Consider the following 21265-nt stretch of genomic DNA (forward strand, 5'->3'; position numbering starts at 1 on the left):
TTAATCGGGTATAAGTTATAGTAGAGGATTACGATACGTCAAAAAAAGCTACTTTCTTTCGAATATATGTATCTAAGGAATGGGAGGGAATTTATATGGGTTATATATTACCAATTGCACATTATCAGTATCAAGATTATCAGAACCGAGTTGCCAAAAAAGAAACAGACCCTTATTATATTGAAAAACCTTATAAAGTAATTCTAGATACGAAATCGAGGCAATTAGAAGATGATGAAGATACGGATAATACGTTTAACAACAAATCTTCTAACGATAATACACCATATAAGACCTTACACACGGAAAAGAATCCAAACGGAAAGTTATTTTCGGAAATCACAGGAAAAGGGCAATACTTTAGCGAAAGTATATAAATAAGTATGCATGCTAAAAGGGCTAATCAAGTTTAGCAAAAAGAAATCAATTATTATATTGTAAATCTTACAGTAAAGCGCAGGCATAAGTTGCGCTTTTTTTTCGATCAGATATTTTTGGGTCTTCCTTTAATCATAGTTGAATATGCTATTGAGTAAGGGGATTTTTATGAAAGAACGGAGGTCCAAAAATGGAAGATATAACGGCTATTCTTTTTCATTACCACCATCAGTCTGCATTGCATAAAGCATTAGATTCTATTAAACGATATAAGCATAGAATAGAAAAGGTTATCGTTATAAATGACCAAAAAGGACCTTTAAATAACGGAGATAACTACTCTTGGTGGGAGAACGCGGTTCATTTTACTCTTACAGATGAGGATATTAACATTTTTGATAACATTAACAGCACATATGTGTTATTCCTACAAAATGAGGATTATATTAATCCAACAATTAATTTGGAATCGTTCCTTTTAAACAACCCCAAAAGAGTTTATACCACAACAATCACTAATCGTGACATAACAATCAAACAACCTGTGTTAGTTCCCATTTCTTTATTGAAAAAAGAATGGTTATACTCAACTCAACAAATACCATTCAAAGAAGCGATATTGCCAGCCTTGTTATCACACGTGAACCCTGCCAGCCAATTACATAAACAGGACATGGTGAAACAAACTAGAAAAAATAGTTCAGCAAATTCGATTCAAAAAGCAAAATTTGTCCAAAAATATCAGTTAAAAAAAATTAAAAATGATAATCCATCCATTGCTATCCTTATCTCAAACTACAATATGGGTAAATATATCGAAACAGCAATTGCCTCTTGTCAGTTGCAACGGGTAAAGCCAAATCAAGTATTGGTGATAGACGATGGGTCTACAGACAATTCAATTCAACAACTCAAAAAATGGGAGCAAGAAGAAACCATCCAGTTATTTCAAAAAAGAAATGGGGGAAAGGCAAGAGCATTAAATGTGTTACTACAACATGTGAAAAGCGATTATATTCTTGAACTTGACGCAGATGATTGGCTTGATCCAGATGCAATATATGTAATTAAGAAACATTTATCGGAAATTCCTGCAGATACCACTGTATTGTACGGTAATTTTCGAAAGTGGAAGCAGATAGATCGGGATGTTCTATTTAAAGGCGTTGCGAAGGGATATCAAATTCAGCACAAAGCAGACTTATTGAAATATCGGTTTCCATTGGGGCCAAGAATATATCACACACCTTCTTTAAAAGGAGATGGGGGATTTCCAGTAGTTGATTTTGAGGATGGTCGATTGTATGAGGATGTTAGTGTATTACATCGATTAAATAATAATGGCAGATTTTGTTATCGTGATTTTACTGTTTATAATGTTCGTGAGCACAGTGAAAGCATTACCAAAAAATATGATGCGAAATGGAATGATTTTTTGAATACCTTGAAGTAAGTAGAAAGAACAATGGATTCCTTTTATCCATTGTTCTTCTCAAGTTTTTTTATAGTTGTAATGATATAATTTTGTTGCTCAAATGAGAGCATTGGAGAAATTGGCAGTGCTACAATTTTGTTGGATACTTTTTCAGCAATTGGAAAGTCTCCTGGTTGATAATCTAGGTAATCAAAAGCTTCCTGTAAATGAAGGGGAATAGGATAGTAGATAGCTGAAGCGATGCTGTTTTCTGTTAACCTAGCTGCAAATTCATCCCGATTTTCAACTTCGATACAGTATTGGTGAAATGTGTGTTCCCGATTATGGAAGAGTGGTGGAACTTTAAAGAGTCCTTGAAGACTATTCGTATATCGTGTAGCAATTTCTTTTCTTTTTTCTAAGAAACTATCTAGATATTCTAATTTAACAAGTAAAATTGCTGCTTGGATTTCGTCTAGTCTACTGTTCATTCCTATTGATGAATGGTGATATTTTTTTTGGCTCCCATGATTACGAAGTTGCTGTATTTTTTCATAAATATTTTTTTGGTTTGTTGTTACGAAACCAGCATCTCCATATGCCCCGAGGTTTTTGGAAGGAAAGAAAGAAAAACAACCAATATCGCCGATCGATCCTACTTTTTTTCCATTGTACTCGGTCCCGATTGCTTGACAAGCATCTTCTATGACACGCAACTTATACTTTGCTGCGACGGTCATTATTTCATTCATGTTAGCAGCTTGACCGTATAAGTGGACAACAATGACCGCCTTCGTTTTCTCTGTTATGGCTGATTCTATTTTTGAGGGATCCATATTATATGTTTCCTCTTCGATATCGATAAAAACAGGTGTAGCTCCGACTTGTGCTATTGCTTCAGCTGTGGCATAAAAAGTGAAGGGAGTCGTTATAACTTCATCCCCAGGACCAATATCCAGCGCTTGTAAAGCTAGTTGGAGGGCATCCGTCCCATTTGCAACCCCCAGTCCATACGTAGTGCCAACATAATTGGCAACAGATGTTTCCAGTTTTTCTCCTTTTTTTCCCATGATATATTCTCCACTATCCAAGACTTCTGTTATCGCAGCCAATATTGGTGTTCTAATTAGCTTTAATTCCTCTTTTAAATCGACCATTGGTATTTTGTTTTCCATGTTAAGATACCTCCTTTATCGTTAATTACCAATTCGTTCATATTGTATCCCTAATTTGGTTATGTGCTCTTCCGTTAACTTGTTTCTTCCATCTAAAACGAGTTTACAATTGCTAAATTTGCTGAAATCAATGGATACATATTCATTATGGTAGGCTTGAAGAATAACTGCATCAATTTGAGATAAAAATGGATCCTCTAACGAAATTGGGGTAACCCCATAGCTACTAATCTCTCTATCTGTAAATTGTGGATCATTCACAAATGTAGTTGCCTTTTTTTCTATAAGCTGGTCTCTAAGCAACAAAGCAGTTGATTTTGTCGGCTCTTTTACATTTTCTCGGTACGACAAACCTAAGATTAGAATGTTTTTGTTTTCCAAGGAACCAATAGCATGCTCAACCTTTGAAATAGCATAGTGAGCCATGTTGTCATTTATTTCTCTAGATAGGGTAGTGATTCCTTGCCCCAATCCTTTGTTTATAAAAAAATACGGATAAATCGGAATGCAATGTCCACCAACACCAATACCTGGTGCGTGTAAATGGGAATAAGGTTGACTGTTGCTAGCCTCGATTACTTCTGAAATTGGCACACCTTTTTTCTCAGCAAATAAAGCTAGTTCATTTGCAAGTGCGATATTTACGTCACGGTAAACACACTCCGCAACTTTGGAAAACTCTGCAGTTTCTAAAGAACTTACCTCTATTAATTGACAACCAATGGAACGTTTATAAAAATCTGTAGCAAGTGCAAGACTTTTCTCGTTTATCGCTCCCACGACTTTTGGATAATTTTTGAGATCCTGAATGATTCGATTTGAGTAGACACGTTCAGGGCTATATGCAAGATGAAAATCTTCGCCCATACGTAATTCTGATATTTCTTCTATTTTCCTTCCAAATCTATTTTTTGTATCACCGGGGGGAAGGGTTGTTTCAAAAATGACTAGCGATCCTTTTGTAAGTCCCTTCGCTATTTCTTGAACTGCTGCATCAATAAATCGATAATCAACTTCGTTTTTTTCATTCACTAATACTGGAACTATTACAACAATAACCGATGCATTGGAAACAGCTTTTGAAGTCTTGGTAGTAGCGGACAACGTTCTATTTTCATGTGCACGTAAAACCAAATTATCTAATCCTGGTTCATTTTTGATATGGGATTTACCATTATTAATACGGGAAACTATCTCACTGTTAATGTCCGCACCAAAAACGTTGTAGCCATTATTTGCGAATACTGCTGCTAAGGTTAGTCCTATTTTTCCTAAACCTACTACAGCTGCAGTCGGTAATGTATTATGTTGATCTGTTACCATATTTTTACCTCATTTCTTAACCTGCGAATTTACTTAATAGCTTATGGTGGTTAGAGGTATAATGTTTGGACTTCTATAGCTGATCTGTTAAATGTTTGTATACTGTGAGTAGCTTCCTTTCCATGTGTTCCCAGCTACATTGTGTTTCCATTACCTTGCGTGAATTTATACACATTTCGCTAAGCTTGCTTCTATCAGAAAAGAACTTAAGCAGTACTTGAGCATAATCATTAGCGCTAGACTGTAACTTTTTGACTATAATTCCACACTTATTCGTTTCAATAAAATTCTCCATATCTTTACATTGATTTACTAATACAGGTATACCGTTATTTAAGTAGCTGAAGAACTTGTTTGGCATAGCAAATCGGTTATTTAGGGAATTAGTAGCATCTAAGTCTATCCATCCTAAATTAACATCCTTCATCGCATCAGGAATAGATTTATAGTCTATCCATCCAGTAAAGTGAACTTTATCTTTTAAGTGGGAGGGTATTGTAAGCGTCTGATCCTTATTCGACTTCTTCAGTCCGCCGATGATTCTAACTTTCATGTCAATTTGCTTATTACATATTTCCAATATATCCATAAGTTTATTAAAATTACCTCTTCTTTTATCTATAACACCTTCATACGCAATTATGAACTCATCTTCACTCCCTTTTTTATGTTTCAACTTGGGTGCTAACGGAGGGGAGTTATAGATTACTTCTATTGGAAGTCGTGAGTCTAATGAGAGATACCATTCTTTAATCGACTCCGAAACTGTGATAAGGTAGTCTATCTCTTTTAACATAATTTCGAGCATTTCTCGTTTAACCTTTTTGGTATTTTGAGATTGATTGCCTAAAGGATCAACTTCTAATTCATGACTATCATAGATTAATTTACACCGTTTTCCTCTGGAAGCTAAAGCACGTTTGATTCCAATTCCTGAATAAAGCGAAAAAATTTCGTGTGCATGATAGATATCTGCTTCTTCATTGATTCCTAATTCAGTTAATGAATCATTAAAACGATTATTCTTTTTAGAGCATAGGTTGTAGTGTAGATTTTTAATATTCTTTTCATGGTATATTTGTTCATATGTGACTACTTTAATTCCCTCATGAGTAAAAACTGGAGATTGAAAATTTTCATAAAAAATACTTCCATCTACATCAAATAGATAACCATCCTTTCTAGGAACTATCATCGTCACCTTATAGCCTCGTCTCATTAGACTTTTGGCTTCCTTTTTAAAAATACGGGCATCCAAAAATGGGTGCTCAGTTACTAAAAAACAAACATTTTTACTCATTACTTTCCTCCTATACAATGTAGTAAAAAACAAAAAAACGTAAAATGAAGCACAATTTAGGTTGATGAATAAAATGGATTATAACCTTTTATACCGGTAAGCAACTATAACCTTTATCGACGCAATATAAGCACAACAAAGGTTCTTTATTAAAACTTGCGATAAGCAATGTTTTCATTGAAAGGAGCAAGAAATGAAAATATTAACAGTAGTAGGGGCTAGACCGCAATTTATAAAGGCAAGTATGTTGTCTAAAACCATAAAAGCAAATTCAAATATGGAAGAGGTTATTATTCACACCGGACAACATTATGATGATGTTATGTCCACTGTTTTTTTTGAGCAATTGAATCTTCCACAACCCGATTATAATTTAGGAGTCGGTTCTGGATCACATGGAAAACAAACCGCCAAAATGTTAAAGGAATTAGAAAATGTAATGGTTACGGTTAAACCAGATGTTGTACTTGTATATGGGGATACCAACTCGACTCTTGCTGGAAGTTTGGCAGCCTCAAAACTTCACATTCCAATCGCGCATGTAGAATCTGGGCTACGCAGTTACAATAAAAAGATGCCGGAGGAAATTAATCGGATTGTTACTGATCATCTTTCTGATTATTTATTTTGCCCTTCCCAAACTGCTATTGAAAACCTAAGTAGAGAAGGAATAAGTAAAGGAGTATACCTGACAGGAGATATCATGTATGACACTCTCCTTTACTTTAAAGATCTTGCGTTGAATCAATCAACAATTCTAGAAGACTTATCACTTACTAAAAACAACTATTACCTAGCAACAGTTCATCGGGCAGAAAACACAGATGACCCTGAGCGCTTAAAGTCAATTCTTGAAGCACTTCAACAATTTAAAATGGATGTAGTTTTACCATTACATCCGAGAACTAGAAACAAAATAAATCAGTTTCAGTTAACTAATTCAATTTTTACTCCTCGTATTAAAATTGTAGAACCTTTAAATTACTTTGACATGTTAACAATTACTTCTCAAGCAAATGTTATCTTGACTGACTCTGGAGGTCTTCAGAAAGAGGCTTATATGCTTAAAATTCCCTGCGTTACCCTAAGAAATGAAACGGAGTGGGTAGAAACTGTACATTCGGGTTGGAATCATTTAACAGGATCTGACACTAAAAACATAGTGGAAGCAGTAAAGAAAATCCAACCTCCTAAAGAATGTAAGGCTCTTTTTGGAGATGGAAAAACAGCGCAAAAAATAATTGAAACCTTATTTGAAACCTCTTGATAACACAATTCCCCATACTTTTAACGTATAAAGAGGTGAGTCTACTCACCTCTTTTCTTAGGAGATCAGAAAGCATTAAATCTGACTACTTTATAGAAATCCAACAAAGGTACAAATCCACAGTCGAAATATATTGCGAACTCGTGAAAATTAGAATTACGGTAACAGCAACGTTGATTTCCGTTGTGGCAGTCACGCACCTTAGAACCGCTGGTGAACCTTTTCGTTCTATCGTACGAGGTCACTAAAAAAGGGGAATTTTAGTACTAAAAAGATGATCTATGATTGCATCTTGAATATACAGCCTTTCCGTGGGCGAGTGACAAGCCTTCTCGGACTTGTCTAGTTGCGGCTCCTAGCGCCTTCACTTTTCGTAATCGTCCTCCGAGGTCTCGCCGATCTCTTACTTTCCACAGGGTCTCCATATATTCAAGATACTAAGTAAAGGTGAAAAGCTAAAATTTTAATATCCACCACTTTTTCAGTGCTTTTTCATTTTTTCTGCCGGATAAGGAAACTTCTATGAAAAGACATTGCGCGAAAACAGTACTTTTTTTCAAGGTCACTTTGTGTTATTTCTCCGCTAACGTTGCAGTCAATTACACATGGCACTTAGTTCCAGTTTAAATATAATGGTACTTTAGTAAAAACTAGTTTTTTAGGTGGATTAAAGGGAGGTTAGTTAATCAACTATAATTTGTTGTATACTTCAATATATTGGTTAATAACCTTTTCCGCACTATGATTATGTTTGATATAAGCCCTTCCTTTAACCCCTAAGCCTTTCCATTCGGTGGGGCTATTAATTAATTTTTTTAAGACAGTGGTTATTGTATCCGGATTTGCGTTAACGATAGGAAATCCCTCTGGGTACTTATTTACTAGATCATTCCTAATAAAACATATAACTGGTTTCCCCAACGCCATAGCCTCACCACTAAGATAACCCATCGATCCAATTCTTAACTGGTCAATGACAATATCTGCTTCTGACAAAAGCTCCATTGTTTCTTGATGATTCATACCTTCAATTAATTTAAAATCAAATGTGGAGCCAGAATTTTTTAATTGTTCTAGGGTTTCTAAAACAAATTCCGTACCTTTTAAATCACGTCTTGTAGGGGCATGAACGATGAGAGGCTTTGACTTAGGCTTGGGATAGTGTGGTTGGAGTTTATTATGATCAATAATATGTGGAATAACATGTGTTTCCTTATAATAATTTTTTATATAGGTTTCTAATTCATAGTCCAGTACAATTGCGTGATCGATGTATTTCGATAGCATTGACAAGTTTTTTTTGATTTTTTCTTCTGTCCATTCTGGTTTAACACGGACAAATTGATTGCGTTTTCTTGCAACAGATAAGATACGTGCATCCGAACCACGGTGATGGACAACCATTTTCTTCCCTGCCTTTTTCAGTATTTCTAGGTCTCTTTTATCAGGAAAAAAAGTTGATCCGAAGTGAAAATGAAAGATATCATATTCATTTATAGCCTTATCAAAATACTTTTTAATTTCTTTTTCACGTAAATGTTTTGGGAATTTTTGTAGGTTTAAGTGAATGTCTGATTCAAAGTTAAAGCGATTTGAATAAAAATGACATGCTGTAGCATCTATGCCCTTTGAGCGTAGGGCACGACACAAATTTATCATTGGTAAACCACCTTCAGGAATATGCAATACACGCAATAGGTTTCATCCTCTCTTTCAAAAAAGTAGTAAACAGTTATTTTTAATTGTTTAAAAGTTGTTTATAAACACGAAATAATCGTTCCTCCATTTTTTCCCAAGAATACATCTTTTCCATTACTTTACGAGCATTTTGGCTCATAAGTTTTAATTTATTTTTATCTTCATGAAGTGAAAGTAAAGCATCTGCATAATCTTGTGATGTTGCATTTGTTTTATCGACGATTATTCCACATTTATGTTTTCGTATGAAAGCTTCCATTTCATGACATTTGTTGACGATAACTGGAACACCATTATTAAGGTAACTGAAAAATTTGTTTGGCAACGAATATGCACGGTTGAGGGATTGTTCTACATCACCTAAATCAATCCAACCAATATCAACATTCTTCATATGGTTTGGAATTGCATGATAATCGACCCATCCTGTTAACTCAATAATATCCTGAAGGTGTTCAGGAATTAAAATTGAGTCTCCAAAACGACTTCCACCAATAATTATAAACTGAAAATTGGTCTTCTTTGAGCATATTTCAGAAATACCAATAACTTTATCTTTGCTTCCTTTTTTATCATCAACATTTCCTTCATAACAAGTAATCAAACCCTTAGTATTATAGGCTTTAGGTTTGTAATTTTTTGCAAGTGGAGGTGAATTATAGACTACTTCCACAGGTAAATTTGGTTTGTGAGTTAAATACCATGATTTAATCGAATCTGAAACGGTAATAACATAATCCACTTCTTTAAGCATTAAAAATAATTTTTGTTTTAAATTATTTCTTTTTTCTTCAGTATACCTGGGATGTAGGGGATCTGGCGTCAACTCGTGGCTATCATAAATTAGTTTTACATCTTTGCCTTTCCGTCTTTTCATCAATCTCTTTATACCAATACCTGCGAAGAGTGAGAGGTATTCATGAGTATGATAGATGTCTGCGTCTTCTTGGATAGCTAGTTGCGTTAACTGATTCGTAAATCCTTGTTTTTCCCAAACATCTTCACTACTTAGTACTTTACTCAACGGTCCTCTACAACTTTCGAAATTGTATGTGACAATTTTAATCCCTTCATGGGTAAAAACCTTATTCCTGAAACGTTTCGTAAAAGGAGCACCATCGATGTCAAATAAATACCCGTTCTTTTTCGGAACAATCATTGTGACCTTATACCCTGCCTTTTGTAAGCTTTTTGCTTCCTTCTTAAAAATTCTTGCGTCCAAAAATGGATGATAAGCAATAACCATGCAAACCTTTTTCGACACAATTACACATCCTTTCTTGAGCATGTACTGTTAAATTGGATTTTCATTTTGCTATAATTTCCAAAATAATATGCTGCATTGTTTTAAAAGTATATTCATAGAGTGAAAAAATGACTTTGTGGACTGTAATTTAACAGCTAGGAGTTTATCTTTTTTGCTGGCACACCAGCAACAATACTACCGTCATCCACATCCTTGGTAACAACTGCACCAGCTCCTACAATTGAATTCTCACCTATTAAAATTCCTGGTAACAAAGATGCATTATTACCTATTTTAGCGCCTTTTTTAATGAAGGGGCCATTTAAGGAATATTGTTGCGCGCCCATGTACTTATCATTTGACATGGAAACACACGGACCAATAAAAACATTATCCTCGAGTATTGTATCCCCCGTTACATAAGCAAGTGTCTGGATGGTACATGATTTCCCTATTTTAGTGTTTAATTCAACTATTGCAGCTCTGCCTATCACCGATTCCTCTCCAACAGTAACATTTTCTCTGATACTTGCATGATCACCAATAAACACGCCTTTGCCGATTTCGCTACCAGCGTATATGGAAACTAAGTGTCCAATACGTGTTTCCGATTGAATAGTTAATTCTCTATTTTTTTGAGCAACTTTACGCATTCTTTGATTAATACTTGGTTTTATGCCAATTACACAATTACAACCAATGGTGACATTATCGCCAATGTGAGTTCCCTCTAAAATAACAGAATGGTCACCAATAACAACATTTTGACCAAGCTTTACATCTTTTTCAATCACCGTATGTTTTCCCAACTTTGTACTTTCAGGAATAGTAGACAAATGTATACAACCTCCTTATTTATGTATGAGTCCCTGTATTTTATTGACCAGTTCGGATACTCGGATTGGAACGCTATGTCTTTGATGGGCCCAATTATAGCCTTGTTCCGCAATTGTTTGACGTTCCACTTCATTTTCCAAGAAGTATGCAGCTCTTTCCTTAAAATTGGTGTTGTCGATTGGAACAAAATGATAATAAGGAATAAAACCTAAATCTTCCAATTCTTTAAAGGTAGGCGCCAATAGAAGTGTTTTACAGGCAAGTGCTTCAAAGTATTTAATAACTGGATACCAGTGAATTGACGGACTGGTAAACAGTATTTTAGCGCGATTGATTTCCTTGGCATACAACTCGCCGATGAAATGGTGCTGTTCTTCTTGTTTATTAAAATTGCGATAACCAGGATGTTTATGGTAGACGAAAGCTGGATCTCCATCATACGCCTGAATAATTTTTTGCCTTAAAGGATAGACATCATTAACTGCACCCATCATTAACAACTGAATATCTTTATCCAACCCATAGTCTTTACATAATTCTATATTAACGAAATGAGGAAACCATTCCATTTTATGACTATATTCCGGATATGTTTCTAGAAATTTATCACGAACTACAGGAAATATGTAATTAATCTTGTGTTTCGCAATATAGTTCCTTCTAAGATTTGTAAATCGATGCACATCATTAACAAATAACCCTGTTGGAATAGTGGTAGTGGAAAGACCTTTGATTATTGGGGTAAAATTTTTATCAATATCATTTAAAAGTAAAATAAAATCCGGTTTAGAGGGGAGTTGTTTCAAAATATAGCTAATATGACCAGATTTACGCCATATTGTTAGATTAACATGCTTATTAAGTTCCTGTTCTAAATAATGGAAATTTTTATTGAGTAACCTGGATGTATCTTCCGCTATCCACAACAAATTAACCAATGTAATCGCTCCTTCTATAAGACTAGTTGAAGGTCGGACAAACGCCAAATTTACTTTTTTAGTTATGGTAGTCTATCTCACTTACTAGCTCATGCATAAGATATAAAAGGTAATAGTTATGAAGAGTGAGGAGATTTTATTATGAAAGTCGGTGTTATAGGAACAGGGAATATGGGAGAGAATCATGTGCGAACGTATTTATCATTAAATGAGTATTGCGAATTAGTAGGTGTATATGACAATAATGATCGAAAAGGACAAGAAATAGCTGAAAAATATAATGTTAGACAATTCCAATCGATAGATGATCTTCTTGAGACAGTGGATGCAGTAAGTATTGTTGTGCCGACTGAGTTTCACTATGAAGTTGGTTTAAAGTGTATTCAACATGATGTGCATATGTTGATGGAAAAACCAATTACGAGTACAATTGCTCAAGCTGACGATTTAATAGAGAAGGCTGAAAAAGCTGGTGTTACAATTCAGGTAGGACATATTGAACTTTTCAATCCGTTAATCCAAGTGCTAACAAAAGAATTAGCGAATGAAGATATCATCGGAATTGTCTTTCATCGATTAAGTCCCTACAGTGATAGAATCAAGGATGTTGATGTTGTGAAGGACTTAATGATTCATGATTTGTACATCTTACAAAAGATCTTACAGGACAATGATATTGAATTTTATGCTTTAGGGAAAATAATTGAAAATACACCAAAGCATGTTGTAGTAATTACAAGGTCATCAAAAGGAATTACAACTGAGCTAATGGCAAGTTTTAAATCAGTTAAAAAAATGAGAATCATTCAGATATTTACGGAAGATGCTTTCATTGAAGCAGATATCCTAAATAAAGAAATATTCATAACACGTTCTGATCAAACCCATCAAATAAAGTTAGATGATACGATACAACCTCTAAATGCACAGCTAGTAGATTTTATTAATTGTATCAAGTTTAATAATGAGCCTACGGTCACAGGAAGGGATGGAATAAAAGCACTGCATTTATCCAATGAAATTAGCAAACTAATTCAACATAAGGGAAACTAACACTCCAATTGTTGAAGGAAGGAATACACGAATATGTGTATTCCTATTTTTATTTAGTTCTAGAATAATAATTTAGGTGTTAACATCAAAGGTTAGTAAAAGATAAACACAGAGACTTTCCTAATCTATATTTATGTGACTAAAGCATAATTAATTCATTAACAATAAAAAAAATACCCTGATGTGTTAATCAGAGTATTTGTAAATGTTCTTATAGTTTTAGTCAGTTTTAAACCGCTACTGGAAAACGAACGAAATTTATAGCATCTACGGAGATGAATAGCTTTGTATTTTGTCCATATCCACTGCTAACATCAATAACTAAAACTAATTCGGCTGTAACGGTTGAGAGGACTCCTTCTATTAAGTTATTATCGGTAGCAACCTCAACTCTTGATCCAATTCGAGTAGCAAGCTCAGCAGCAAAAGTTTCTTCAAACATTCTATCCCTCCTTTATAATTCACTTACAAATTCGATTTTTTCAGTACGGACTAATACTTGCGCACCGGTATCTTCCAGAATGACAACGTAATCACTTCTAACCAAAAGCAGTGTACCAGTAACTGTACCGAATGGAGTAGTAACAGCAACTTGTTCGTTGACTAATTCCATCAACAATTCATCCATTGTACTTGGTGTAGTTGGTGATGGGGGGGTAGGTGTATCAGTACCTCCGTCACCGTCCAAGTCAATATCTACATCTACGTCTACATCTAATCCTGGTAAATCAAGTGAGATACCATCTGAATTTAACCTATTGGCTAAATTTTGTGTGCTTAATTGGTTTAACAACTGTATTAATGTTGCTTGTCGATTCGTTAGTGCCAAATGAATTCATCCTTTCTATAAAAGTAGTCTATATACTATATGCGCATTATGGTTGTCTGAAAGGGCATATACGGATATTGATAGATAAATCCACCTTTGTCATAGGAGTAAAAAGAAAAATGGTTCTTTAGCAGGGCTATTTAAATAGACTAGTATCTATAACACGCTTAACCCTAATGCGAATATACTATAGAAGAAATAAAGTATGGAGGTGGATTTAATGAGTGATAAAAAGGATCATGAAAATGTTTCGAAACAAGTCATTGATATGCTGGTGGGAACAACGTTAAAAAAGCATGGTGTCCAGTTAGGGGAAAAGAAAATCAGTGATGAAGAAAAAGAAGAACTCAGAAGTTTAGTTGAAAACTTGAAAGAAAGTGTAAACCAAATAACAAAAAGCGTAAATGAAAAAGATAAACAAGAGTAATAATGTTAAATTCAATTGCTACTGACACCCACGTTGGTAGCAATTTTCTATTCTAATCAATAGTTGTCACTACTTTTTTAAATTAGTAAAAAATAGGTGGTGTACTATGAGACAATCACCCTTACTCTTTTAAACCTTCTACATAGGATATATTAATCGACAAGAAGGAGGAGAGATAATAATGTCATATAACTCAAATAGAAGTTTTTTTATGGAAAGGGAAGAAGCAAGGGCTAGAAAATGCTATCATTTAGAGCCACGTCGTAGACACGATGGTTGTTGCGAAGATAAGTGTTGGGAAGATAAATGTGATAGCTGTTGCAACGATGTAGCTGGTGCAAATGATAGAAAGTGGAATGCCCTTGACCCAACAATGAATCATCCCTTTAACGATGCTACAGTAGTGCAAGAGGCAGAAGGAGAACTAAAAAATGTACAAAAATCAATGGAATCTATTATTATTAAAGATTCTTGTGATATTGAAGTAACAACAACTGATACGCAGGTTGCACTCAACGTACAGGTGGCGCTTCAAGCAGCAATCGCACTAGTTGTTAGCATATCAATTGCTGATAGCAATACGGCTGATGAAATTGTCCAAGAATTAAATGCTAAATTAAAATCCACACAAGTAAACAGACAACATCTTTGCATTGAAAACTCACGTGGAGTAAATGTCACAACGACTGATACAGATATCGCACTAAACATTCAAATTCTATTACAAATATTAATCGCATTAGTTATTAGACTAGATGTACTATAAGAGTCTACTTTTACAAATCCCATTAGATACAGTACCTTCTTAAATATAATATAAAAATGAGGTTCATTGAAAATGATAAAAGGTCTAATCCAAAAAGGATTGGCCTTTTTGTTTTTATAGTGGTAATACTTATTATTTTCCAGTAGTTAGACATAATACAACTAAAGGAGGGATTGAACATGAGAGACAAAACAAAAACAAAAAATAAAAGTAAGCAGGAAATTAATGATATGAAACATAAAAAAGCGCATCAAACAAGACAAAAAGGTCATAATCGTACATCTAACGACTAAATATGTTGAAGGTAGCAGGGTATTAGAATAAAGACCTGCTACCTTAATTATTAGTGTTTATGCTGATTATTTATTTCGTCTTTCAATTCATCACGCAAGCCGTCTATGCTTTCCTCACGACGATGATTCTTTTCTTGAATTTGTTGTTTTTCCTGTTGACTCATTTCTTCTGAATGAGCTTTTTCGTAGTCTCGAGCCTCATCCATATTTTGCAATGTATGATCAATATTATTTTGGATTCGTTCCGGGTTATTCGAACGATCATCTGATTTTGGCATTTTCATTCCTCCTTTGCAGTTTGTGCTTAGTATGGCTTAGTTGATACGGAGGTATGTATGTCAATTAATTATAATATTTTTTGGCGCTCATTTCGCTTATTAACAGAATCTGCCAATTGAAAATGTTCCTTTAACACAACCTGTTTGTTTTGCTCTACCTTTTTCTTCTTTTTCAATTTACCTAATTTAAATATTACTCCAACTTTAACTTGTTGAACTTCTTTAACTCCTTGAATAATTAACTGCATGGCAAAAATGGAAATCATAAATGCAAGTAGTATAAAGCCTAGTAGGTAATATCTACCTTGTTTGAATGCATATTTATTCGCGCCGATTAATCCAGACCATTCATTTGTTGTAGATCTTGGAGGACCACTTAAAGGTCCGGTTTCTATAATGGTGCCACCAAGAAAAATAGAAAAGAATCCTAAATGGATAAAAATTAACAGGACTTGGATAAATTGCTGTCCAAATAACACCGTCATTTTTGGTCCAATATGTGGCATAACATGATGCCAAAAAATATGAATCCTGTTGCCACCTAATACTTTCGCACTCATTACAAATTCATTTTGCATGACACGATGAATATCTTTTCCAATTAGAACGGTTGTTAGCGGTATTACTAAAATCGTAAGCACGACGACTTCCACGGTTATTCGTTCAGCCGTATTATGCGAAAATCCACTTGTTGTACCGAAAATCACCATACTAATCAAGATATAAGCAATGACACTTAATGGAATGAAATGGATCGAATCCACCATCTTACTAATCCATTGTTGTGTTCTAGGTTTTAGGTAGAACGCGTAAATGGCACCGAAAATTAGCCCACCGAAAACACGCATTACCGCAATGAGTAGCCCAAAAAACAAGGTGTATTTTGCACCAATAACGAGTTGATCAAATAAACTATATCCATATCGATCAGATCCAAAAAGGTAAGGTTCCGGAGGCTCGTGAGGCGGTAATCCAATTAACGTTGTGCCATCTTCCTCATAAGCAAATAAAACTTTATCAATGTGATCATTTGTAGTGACCGAATAGATTACGCTATAGCTGATAACAAAAATAAAAAAGATACTTCCAACCGCGAATTTCCAGTTTTTCATATGCCTAAAAAATACTGCAACTAGAATAAAAATAGGCTTCCAGGGTTGAAATTTTTTCAATCTCACGTTCTTCAGAGAATACAAGACATTTTTGACGCTGATCTGGAAGTGTGTGACGATGGACGTTGGTTGTAATTTATTCCACCAATGTCCTTTTTTAACTGCGTAACTGTTCAGTTCGTCAGGGTTAATCCATAGTTCAATGGATTGGAAGAAAAAATAAAATGGTGTAAAAAGCATCGCTAAGGTAACAGCTATATTAATTGGGTTTACATTTCCTAGGATAAAGGATGTGAATCCGCTACTGTTATAGATTGGTTCAATTACAAACTGACTAGATAATGTTGCCCAAATAATAACTTTCATATGATGAAACGAACTTGGCATAATATTTTTCAAAACATGCTTAGTAATGATTCGAATTTTTTTAATTCCTTTGCTTTGAAGAAAGGATACATAATCCTTCAGTAGTTCCTCTTCAATCATAAGAAGAAGAATTTTGTACATAGATACCATTGGAAGTACGGATAACGCTAAAATTGGTCCTAAATACGCTTTTTCTCCACGAAACGTTGCTACACGAAATATATCAACGGCAAATTTTTGATAAACGTATATGGAAAGTATTTGCAAGAAAACAGCGATAACAAGGTCAGGTACAGATTCTAAGAAGTCGAGTAACCGTTTAATCGGTTGAAGAAGTAATCTTGGAAGAAAATGCGTAATTAAAGCAAGCACGAATGCTAATGACAGCCCAATAAAAACCGCTGATAACAAAATGGTCATGGAGTAAAGATATGGTTCCCATATGACATCGAACAAAGGAACTTCTATAGACTCCCTTCCTGCTCGAACAGCATATACCCAGCTTTCCGGATTGACTAATTGTCTTGTGAAGGTTTGAAACATATCAACTAGTGCAGGAATACTTGTGGTTCTGGTGACCACAGCTTGTGGGATAAAACTAAACAGAATAATACCAAGTATTCCAAGCAGATAGAACAAAAAAAGCTTTAAGATTCGCATACATCTGACCCCCGGTTATTAAACTTTCTTTCTTATTTATCTATTTTTTAAATATTACTACTTTTCGCTTTATAAAACAACGCATAATTCCATTTTTTTCTAAAAAGAAAAATCATAAAATTTAAAGGCTTGTAACAAAATAAGGAAAGAAATTACTAGCATTCAAAAATTAGTAACATTGGAGATATTTCAGTATAAAGAAAAATTTCCCAATATTATTGAATGTCCTTCAATTAAGTGATAAAATTACCAAGACCAAATACCTAGTAAATTGGTGTGTATTTGTTAGTAGTTAGCTAGAACCAAATACGGAGTATTGTGTACATAGTTTAATTTTATGGTTGTGAGGGTATATAAATATTAATAGTTAAATAGTACATAAGTCATGTTTATAAAGTTTTGTTTAGTGAATGTACAATAAAATGATTTTATATATAAAAGGAGAAGATAATGAGTATTTCCATTAATACTAATTCGAGCACCCAAGTTTTAGATAATGTGTCAGTTTTAGCAGCACTAGAGTCAAATCTAGCAATGATAGAATTTAATTTAAAAAGAGAAGTTATTTGGGTAAATGAAAACTTTGCATCAACAATGGGATATACTGTTGATGAAATGAATAATATGCATCATAGCGAGTTCTGCACTACGGAATTCAGAAATAGCCATGAATATGATGAATTATGGAACAACCTAGCTAAAGGAAAAAAGTTTCAGGAAAAAATTCAAAGGATTGGAAAAGATAAAAACCAACTTTGGTTAGAAGCTACCTATATTCCCATACTAAATGAGGAAGGTGGAGTAGAGGCTGTTCTCAAAATAGCAACAGATATTACAGAGCGTGAGAATAATACCGCACGAATTATTTCTAGATTAAAAGAAATGCCATCAGAGTTAGTCGATATAGTTATCGAGAATTCAAATGAAAAAGCGAAGGCAGTTGCTGCTCTTAAGGAACAAACCAATTTAATTATGGAAGTTTCTAAGATCATTCGAAATATATCATCACAAACAAATGTTTTAGCTCTAAATGCGGCTATCGAAGCAGCTCGTGTTGGTGAACAAGGGCGTGGCTTTAAAGTTGTAGCTGACGAGGTACGTAGGTTGGCTGGGAATGTAGATGATTCAATTAAAAATGTTAATTCAAACGTAGAAGTTATCACGGAAGAAGTTGACAAGGTTAGTAAAATAACAGATGAATTGAAAGAAATAGTTTTAGATACTCAATCACAATTTAACGTGACGATTGAAGAATTTGAAGGTGTGACTAGGTAATAAAATAATACTACAAAAATGCTTGAATTCAGCTATCTGAAATCAGGCATTTTTGCATGAATTATTTTGAGAGTAGTAGGATATCAAGTCAAATGTTGAAAAAAATAATTTCTACCACTCATTGAAGAAATGACAGATACTTTTGTAATGTTACTTTTATTCTACCATGAAGTTAGTGAACTACTCCCACCACTTACCACCCTAACGGTGAAGTGGGGCTTCTTGGGTAATCGCCACTTTTGCCAACTGACGAAATGGACTAAGCTAACCCTCCTGTTCCAAGAGTTTCTATTTCCATTATGTAGTTGCCAATAAGCGAATGCCTTCTTTTTTGATATTTCGTACTGCATCGTAGTCTCTATTAACGTGTAGTCCACACGAACAGTGGTAGATACGTTCTGCCATCTTTACCTCTTTCAGTGAACCACAATTTGAACAGGATGGAGTCACAAATTGGATATGACGATAAAATAGGAGAGCTCGTTTTTATCGACCTTAGGCAGAAGACTCCTTCTTCAAAACACGAAAGTGTTTAGGTGGGAGTTGAATCGCTTATTTTTTTGCATTTTAAATGCTGATTTGAGACAAACAACTGTTCGATTTGGTAAAATAAACGCATGATAAACTACTTGGAGGTGAATCATATGCAAACGTTATCTATTAAAATACCATTGTTCGAACCAACAAATACAAAATGTGACATGTATGAAAAGATGCGTATCAATTTTTCAGAATGTACAAATTCTGCTGTTGAAGTGAAACGAAATGAACCTAGTATAAAAGCAGCCGAACTAGATAAAAAGCTGGGTCATGTTGAGTTACCCTCGACGTTAAAGCAAGAAGCTAGAAAACTAGCGGTATCTAGGTATCAAGATTGGTACAAAAACAAGAAAACCAAAGGGTTTCCCAAATTCAAAAAAAACATTGCCATTCCTTTCAACAATCAAAATTGGCGATTTCGCTTTGATAACGGATTTTTAAAGTTGGGCATTCCGACTCTTGATGGTGGGAGTTTAACAGTAGATAAGTACATTCCGTTAAAAACGAATGAATATAACCTATTTTGGGTGAACTACTTGCTTACCGGTGAAATGGATACAACGTCAAAATACTATCAATGGTCATATAATGGTATTTCTATACCTAAAAAGGGAAACGGGCAGTTATTCTTTAAGAAAGGAAAATGGTATTTTTCTTTCTCTGTTTCGTTTGAGTTAAAGAATGAAGTTCGTGATGTTAATAATTCAAAAGCAATTGGCGTAGACCGCGGACTAAAGTTTGTTGCGGTTGCAGGTAATAAAGAGAGCGGAAAGTATGTTCATTTCTCCGGAAAACATATCGGTCATATTCGAAGAAAATATAGTCGTCTTCGACGTAAAATGCAAAAAGCGAAAAATACCAAAGCCCTAAAAAAGCTGGAAAACAAAGAGCAACGTGTTATACAATATTGGAACCATGTAATTGCAAAGGAGATTGTTTCGTTTGCCATAGAACAGGGTGTCTCTATTATTAAAATAGAAGATTTAAGTAATATTCGCTCCATGAAAAAATACTGGAAACGTAGCGACAGGAATATCAACTCTTGGGCTTTCTTTGACTTGGAATTAAAACTAATCTATAAAGCTAAACTAGCCGAGCTAGAGGTGCAAAAGGTTAACCCATTCAAAACTAGCCAAGAATGTTCGAATTGCGGTAATACAGTTAAAAGGAACCGTAGAGGTTCTTTGTATAAGTGCTCCTGTGGATACACGAAAGATGCAGATATAAATGCAAGTTTCACTATTTCCACAAGACCACCAATTACTGAAAAAAGCAAAACTGCGGTTTAGTTACCGTTGCGAAAGATCTAATGCTTTCGTAAGGCGCCTGACTGCGCTGTACACCTAGCTGATGACTCTCTACCCGTATCCCATGTAAGTGGAAGACGGGACTGAGAAGAGGTAATGGTAACCAACCAGTAGTATTTTTCTACTGGGATTCCCTTCCACAAATTCCATAAAGGTTTAGGTGGGGGAGGATGTCAAGATGGAGCATGTTCGCGCTGTTACTTTAGAGGAAGTAAAGGAAATGGTTACAGAGCATTTGGATTATCGATTAAATGATTAAATGAGCTAGATAATTCGATTGGTGCATTACTCATGCACATAGCTTCGATTGAAAAGGTTCACCAGTTGATATCGTTTGAAGAAAGAGATTTTATTAAAGAAGAATTGTCCATATGGGGTTCCGCCATTGAACTAGGATTAAAAGGAAACGAAATTAATAACCATTCGATCAATTATTACATTGATGAATTGACATAAGTTAGAAACGACACACTTTCCCATTTAAAAAGTGTAGGTTTCATCGTATTTCAATCACCAGATCGAAAAAGACCTCGAGGTCTAGGAATAGGAAGAGTGTTAATAAAAGAACTTTTAATGTGGGCTGAGAATAATCCACTGATTGAAAAGGTAGGTTTAGGCGTTCTATCAACAAATCATCGAGCACGTTCGCTATATGCAAGTCTCGGGTTTAAAGAAGAGGACGTAAAGTGAATGAAATTAAACTTGGTAAGGGTACATATGCAGATGATATACTTATGTATAAGTTTGTGTAGATAAAATTCACTTAATTTTATGTGATCTTAT

The 21265-nt window shown here is 34.6% G+C and carries 22 protein-coding genes; 10 read left to right on the top strand and 12 right to left on the bottom strand.

The annotated features are described in order from the left end of the window. The first annotated feature begins 95 nt into the window (after positions 1 to 95). Together ACY9Z2_RS11705 and ACY9Z2_RS11710 are read left to right on the top strand one after the other, a co-directional pair. The gene (locus tag ACY9Z2_RS11705) at positions 96 to 377 is read left to right on the top strand and encodes a hypothetical protein (RefSeq protein WP_463609827.1); all 282 of its coding nucleotides are present in this window, start codon (positions 96 to 98) and stop codon (positions 375 to 377) included. A gap of 191 nt (positions 378 to 568) precedes the next feature. Next, positions 569 to 1831, top strand: a complete 1263-nt coding sequence (locus ACY9Z2_RS11710; RefSeq protein WP_463609828.1) for a glycosyltransferase family 2 protein — start codon at positions 569 to 571, stop codon at positions 1829 to 1831. Positions 1832 to 1854: 23 nt separating this feature from the next. Here the strand turns inward: ACY9Z2_RS11710 and ACY9Z2_RS11715 are convergent, their stop codons facing one another. From ACY9Z2_RS11715 to ACY9Z2_RS11725, 3 genes are all read right to left on the bottom strand, one after another. Continuing rightward, a complete protein-coding gene (locus ACY9Z2_RS11715) occupies positions 1855 to 2967 on the bottom strand; it encodes a DegT/DnrJ/EryC1/StrS family aminotransferase (RefSeq protein ID WP_463609829.1) in 1113 nt (370 codons plus the stop codon). A gap of 21 nt (positions 2968 to 2988) precedes the next feature. Continuing rightward, entirely contained in the window at positions 2989 to 4290 is a 1302-nt protein-coding gene (locus tag ACY9Z2_RS11720; RefSeq protein ID WP_463609830.1) for a nucleotide sugar dehydrogenase, read from the bottom strand. 73 nt (positions 4291 to 4363) lie between these two features. Next, the gene (locus tag ACY9Z2_RS11725) at positions 4364 to 5590 is read right to left on the bottom strand and encodes a glycosyltransferase (RefSeq protein ID WP_463609831.1); all 1227 of its coding nucleotides are present in this window, start codon (positions 5588 to 5590) and stop codon (positions 4364 to 4366) included. A 193-nt stretch (positions 5591 to 5783) separates the two neighbouring features. On the opposite strand from ACY9Z2_RS11725, the gene wecB reads away from it, so the two are divergent. Further along, complete coding sequence (wecB, locus tag ACY9Z2_RS11730; protein ID WP_463609832.1) at positions 5784 to 6857, top strand: non-hydrolyzing UDP-N-acetylglucosamine 2-epimerase; 1074 nt, start codon at positions 5784 to 5786, stop codon at positions 6855 to 6857. A gap of 690 nt (positions 6858 to 7547) precedes the next feature. Here the strand turns inward: wecB and ACY9Z2_RS11735 are convergent. From ACY9Z2_RS11735 to ACY9Z2_RS11750, 4 genes are all read right to left on the bottom strand, one after another. Further along, complete coding sequence (locus ACY9Z2_RS11735; RefSeq protein ID WP_463609833.1) at positions 7548 to 8552, bottom strand: glycosyltransferase family 4 protein; 1005 nt, start codon at positions 8550 to 8552, stop codon at positions 7548 to 7550. A gap of 43 nt (positions 8553 to 8595) precedes the next feature. Next, on the bottom strand, positions 8596 to 9819 hold the full coding sequence (locus tag ACY9Z2_RS11740; protein WP_463609834.1) for a glycosyltransferase: 1224 nt from the start codon (positions 9817 to 9819) through the stop codon (positions 8596 to 8598). Between the two features lie 137 nt (positions 9820 to 9956). Continuing rightward, on the bottom strand, positions 9957 to 10637 hold the full coding sequence (locus ACY9Z2_RS11745; RefSeq protein ID WP_463609835.1) for an acyltransferase: 681 nt from the start codon (positions 10635 to 10637) through the stop codon (positions 9957 to 9959). 15 nt (positions 10638 to 10652) lie between these two features. Beyond that, on the bottom strand, positions 10653 to 11576 hold the full coding sequence (locus tag ACY9Z2_RS11750) for a glycosyltransferase (RefSeq protein ID WP_463609836.1): 924 nt from the start codon (positions 11574 to 11576) through the stop codon (positions 10653 to 10655). A gap of 141 nt (positions 11577 to 11717) precedes the next feature. Between ACY9Z2_RS11750 and ACY9Z2_RS11755 the strand changes: the two genes are divergently transcribed. Then, positions 11718 to 12629: a Gfo/Idh/MocA family oxidoreductase gene (locus ACY9Z2_RS11755; RefSeq protein WP_463609837.1), complete on the top strand. Its 912-nt coding sequence runs from the start codon at positions 11718 to 11720 to the stop codon at positions 12627 to 12629. A gap of 229 nt (positions 12630 to 12858) precedes the next feature. Here ACY9Z2_RS11755 and ACY9Z2_RS11760 read toward each other — a convergent pair whose 3' ends face one another. Together ACY9Z2_RS11760 and ACY9Z2_RS11765 are read right to left on the bottom strand one after the other, a co-directional pair. Beyond that, positions 12859 to 13071, bottom strand: coding sequence for a hypothetical protein (locus ACY9Z2_RS11760; RefSeq protein ID WP_463609838.1), 213 nt, complete (start codon positions 13069 to 13071; stop codon positions 12859 to 12861). Between the two features lie 12 nt (positions 13072 to 13083). Then, positions 13084 to 13458 (bottom strand): DUF2642 domain-containing protein, encoded by a 375-nt coding sequence (locus ACY9Z2_RS11765; protein ID WP_463609839.1) that lies wholly within the window; start codon positions 13456 to 13458, stop codon positions 13084 to 13086. Between the two features lie 220 nt (positions 13459 to 13678). Here ACY9Z2_RS11765 and ACY9Z2_RS11770 point away from each other — a divergent pair, with 220 nt between their 5' ends. Continuing rightward, entirely contained in the window at positions 13679 to 13885 is a 207-nt protein-coding gene (locus tag ACY9Z2_RS11770; protein WP_463609840.1) for a hypothetical protein, read from the top strand. 373 nt (positions 13886 to 14258) lie between these two features. Next, positions 14259 to 14651, top strand: a complete 393-nt coding sequence (locus ACY9Z2_RS11775; protein ID WP_463609953.1) for a spore coat protein — start codon at positions 14259 to 14261, stop codon at positions 14649 to 14651. 343 nt (positions 14652 to 14994) lie between these two features. Here the strand turns inward: ACY9Z2_RS11775 and tlp are convergent, their stop codons facing one another. Together tlp and ACY9Z2_RS11785 are read right to left on the bottom strand one after the other, a co-directional pair. Continuing rightward, positions 14995 to 15228 (bottom strand): small acid-soluble spore protein Tlp, encoded by a 234-nt coding sequence (gene tlp / locus ACY9Z2_RS11780; protein ID WP_463609841.1) that lies wholly within the window; start codon positions 15226 to 15228, stop codon positions 14995 to 14997. Positions 15229 to 15290: 62 nt separating this feature from the next. After that, positions 15291 to 17360 (bottom strand): ABC transporter permease subunit, encoded by a 2070-nt coding sequence (locus ACY9Z2_RS11785; RefSeq protein ID WP_463609842.1) that lies wholly within the window; start codon positions 17358 to 17360, stop codon positions 15291 to 15293. 450 nt (positions 17361 to 17810) lie between these two features. On the opposite strand from ACY9Z2_RS11785, the gene ACY9Z2_RS11790 reads away from it, so the two are divergent. Beyond that, a complete protein-coding gene (locus tag ACY9Z2_RS11790) occupies positions 17811 to 18635 on the top strand; it encodes a methyl-accepting chemotaxis protein (protein WP_463609843.1) in 825 nt (274 codons plus the stop codon). A gap of 297 nt (positions 18636 to 18932) precedes the next feature. Here the strand turns inward: ACY9Z2_RS11790 and ACY9Z2_RS11795 are convergent, their stop codons facing one another. Beyond that, positions 18933 to 19040, bottom strand: coding sequence for a hypothetical protein (locus tag ACY9Z2_RS11795; protein WP_463609844.1), 108 nt, complete (start codon positions 19038 to 19040; stop codon positions 18933 to 18935). Between the two features lie 239 nt (positions 19041 to 19279). Here ACY9Z2_RS11795 and ACY9Z2_RS11800 point away from each other — a divergent pair, with 239 nt between their 5' ends. From ACY9Z2_RS11800 to ACY9Z2_RS11810, 3 genes are all read left to right on the top strand, one after another. Next, a complete protein-coding gene (locus tag ACY9Z2_RS11800; protein WP_463609845.1) occupies positions 19280 to 20464 on the top strand; it encodes an RNA-guided endonuclease InsQ/TnpB family protein in 1185 nt (394 codons plus the stop codon). A 309-nt stretch (positions 20465 to 20773) separates the two neighbouring features. Then, entirely contained in the window at positions 20774 to 20938 is a 165-nt protein-coding gene (locus tag ACY9Z2_RS11805; protein ID WP_463609846.1) for a hypothetical protein, read from the top strand. Between the two features lie 96 nt (positions 20939 to 21034). Beyond that, entirely contained in the window at positions 21035 to 21172 is a 138-nt protein-coding gene (locus tag ACY9Z2_RS11810) for a GNAT family N-acetyltransferase (RefSeq protein ID WP_463609847.1), read from the top strand. The last annotated feature ends 93 nt before the right edge of the window (positions 21173 to 21265 follow it).

The organism is Virgibacillus sp. GM2-2 (genome assembly GCF_055329585.1).

Excerpts from the sequence above, each read along its gene's own strand:
- ACY9Z2_RS11760 (WP_463609838.1), bottom strand. The coding sequence starts at position 13,071 with ATGTTTGAAGAAACTTTTGCTGCTGAGCTTGCTACTCGAATTGGATCA.
- wecB (WP_463609832.1), top strand. The coding sequence starts at position 5,784 with ATGAAAATATTAACAGTAGTAGGGGCTAGACCGCAATTTATAAAGGCA.
- ACY9Z2_RS11805 (WP_463609846.1), top strand. The coding sequence starts at position 20,774 with ATGCACATAGCTTCGATTGAAAAGGTTCACCAGTTGATATCGTTTGAA.
- ACY9Z2_RS11715 (WP_463609829.1), bottom strand. The coding sequence starts at position 2,967 with ATGGAAAACAAAATACCAATGGTCGATTTAAAAGAGGAATTAAAGCTA.
- ACY9Z2_RS11775 (WP_463609953.1), top strand. The coding sequence starts at position 14,259 with ATGAATCATCCCTTTAACGATGCTACAGTAGTGCAAGAGGCAGAAGGA.
- ACY9Z2_RS11770 (WP_463609840.1), top strand. The coding sequence starts at position 13,679 with ATGAGTGATAAAAAGGATCATGAAAATGTTTCGAAACAAGTCATTGAT.
- ACY9Z2_RS11720 (WP_463609830.1), bottom strand. The coding sequence starts at position 4,290 with ATGGTAACAGATCAACATAATACATTACCGACTGCAGCTGTAGTAGGT.
- ACY9Z2_RS11725 (WP_463609831.1), bottom strand. The coding sequence starts at position 5,590 with ATGAGTAAAAATGTTTGTTTTTTAGTAACTGAGCACCCATTTTTGGAT.
- ACY9Z2_RS11795 (WP_463609844.1), bottom strand. The coding sequence starts at position 19,040 with ATGGCAGAACGTATCTACCACTGTTCGTGTGGACTACACGTTAATAGA.
- ACY9Z2_RS11790 (WP_463609843.1), top strand. The coding sequence starts at position 17,811 with ATGAGTATTTCCATTAATACTAATTCGAGCACCCAAGTTTTAGATAAT.
- ACY9Z2_RS11800 (WP_463609845.1), top strand. The coding sequence starts at position 19,280 with ATGCAAACGTTATCTATTAAAATACCATTGTTCGAACCAACAAATACA.
- ACY9Z2_RS11785 (WP_463609842.1), bottom strand. The coding sequence starts at position 17,360 with ATGCGAATCTTAAAGCTTTTTTTGTTCTATCTGCTTGGAATACTTGGT.
- ACY9Z2_RS11755 (WP_463609837.1), top strand. The coding sequence starts at position 11,718 with ATGAAAGTCGGTGTTATAGGAACAGGGAATATGGGAGAGAATCATGTG.
- ACY9Z2_RS11710 (WP_463609828.1), top strand. The coding sequence starts at position 569 with ATGGAAGATATAACGGCTATTCTTTTTCATTACCACCATCAGTCTGCA.
- ACY9Z2_RS11705 (WP_463609827.1), top strand. The coding sequence starts at position 96 with ATGGGTTATATATTACCAATTGCACATTATCAGTATCAAGATTATCAG.
- tlp (WP_463609841.1), bottom strand. The coding sequence starts at position 15,228 with ATGAAAATGCCAAAATCAGATGATCGTTCGAATAACCCGGAACGAATC.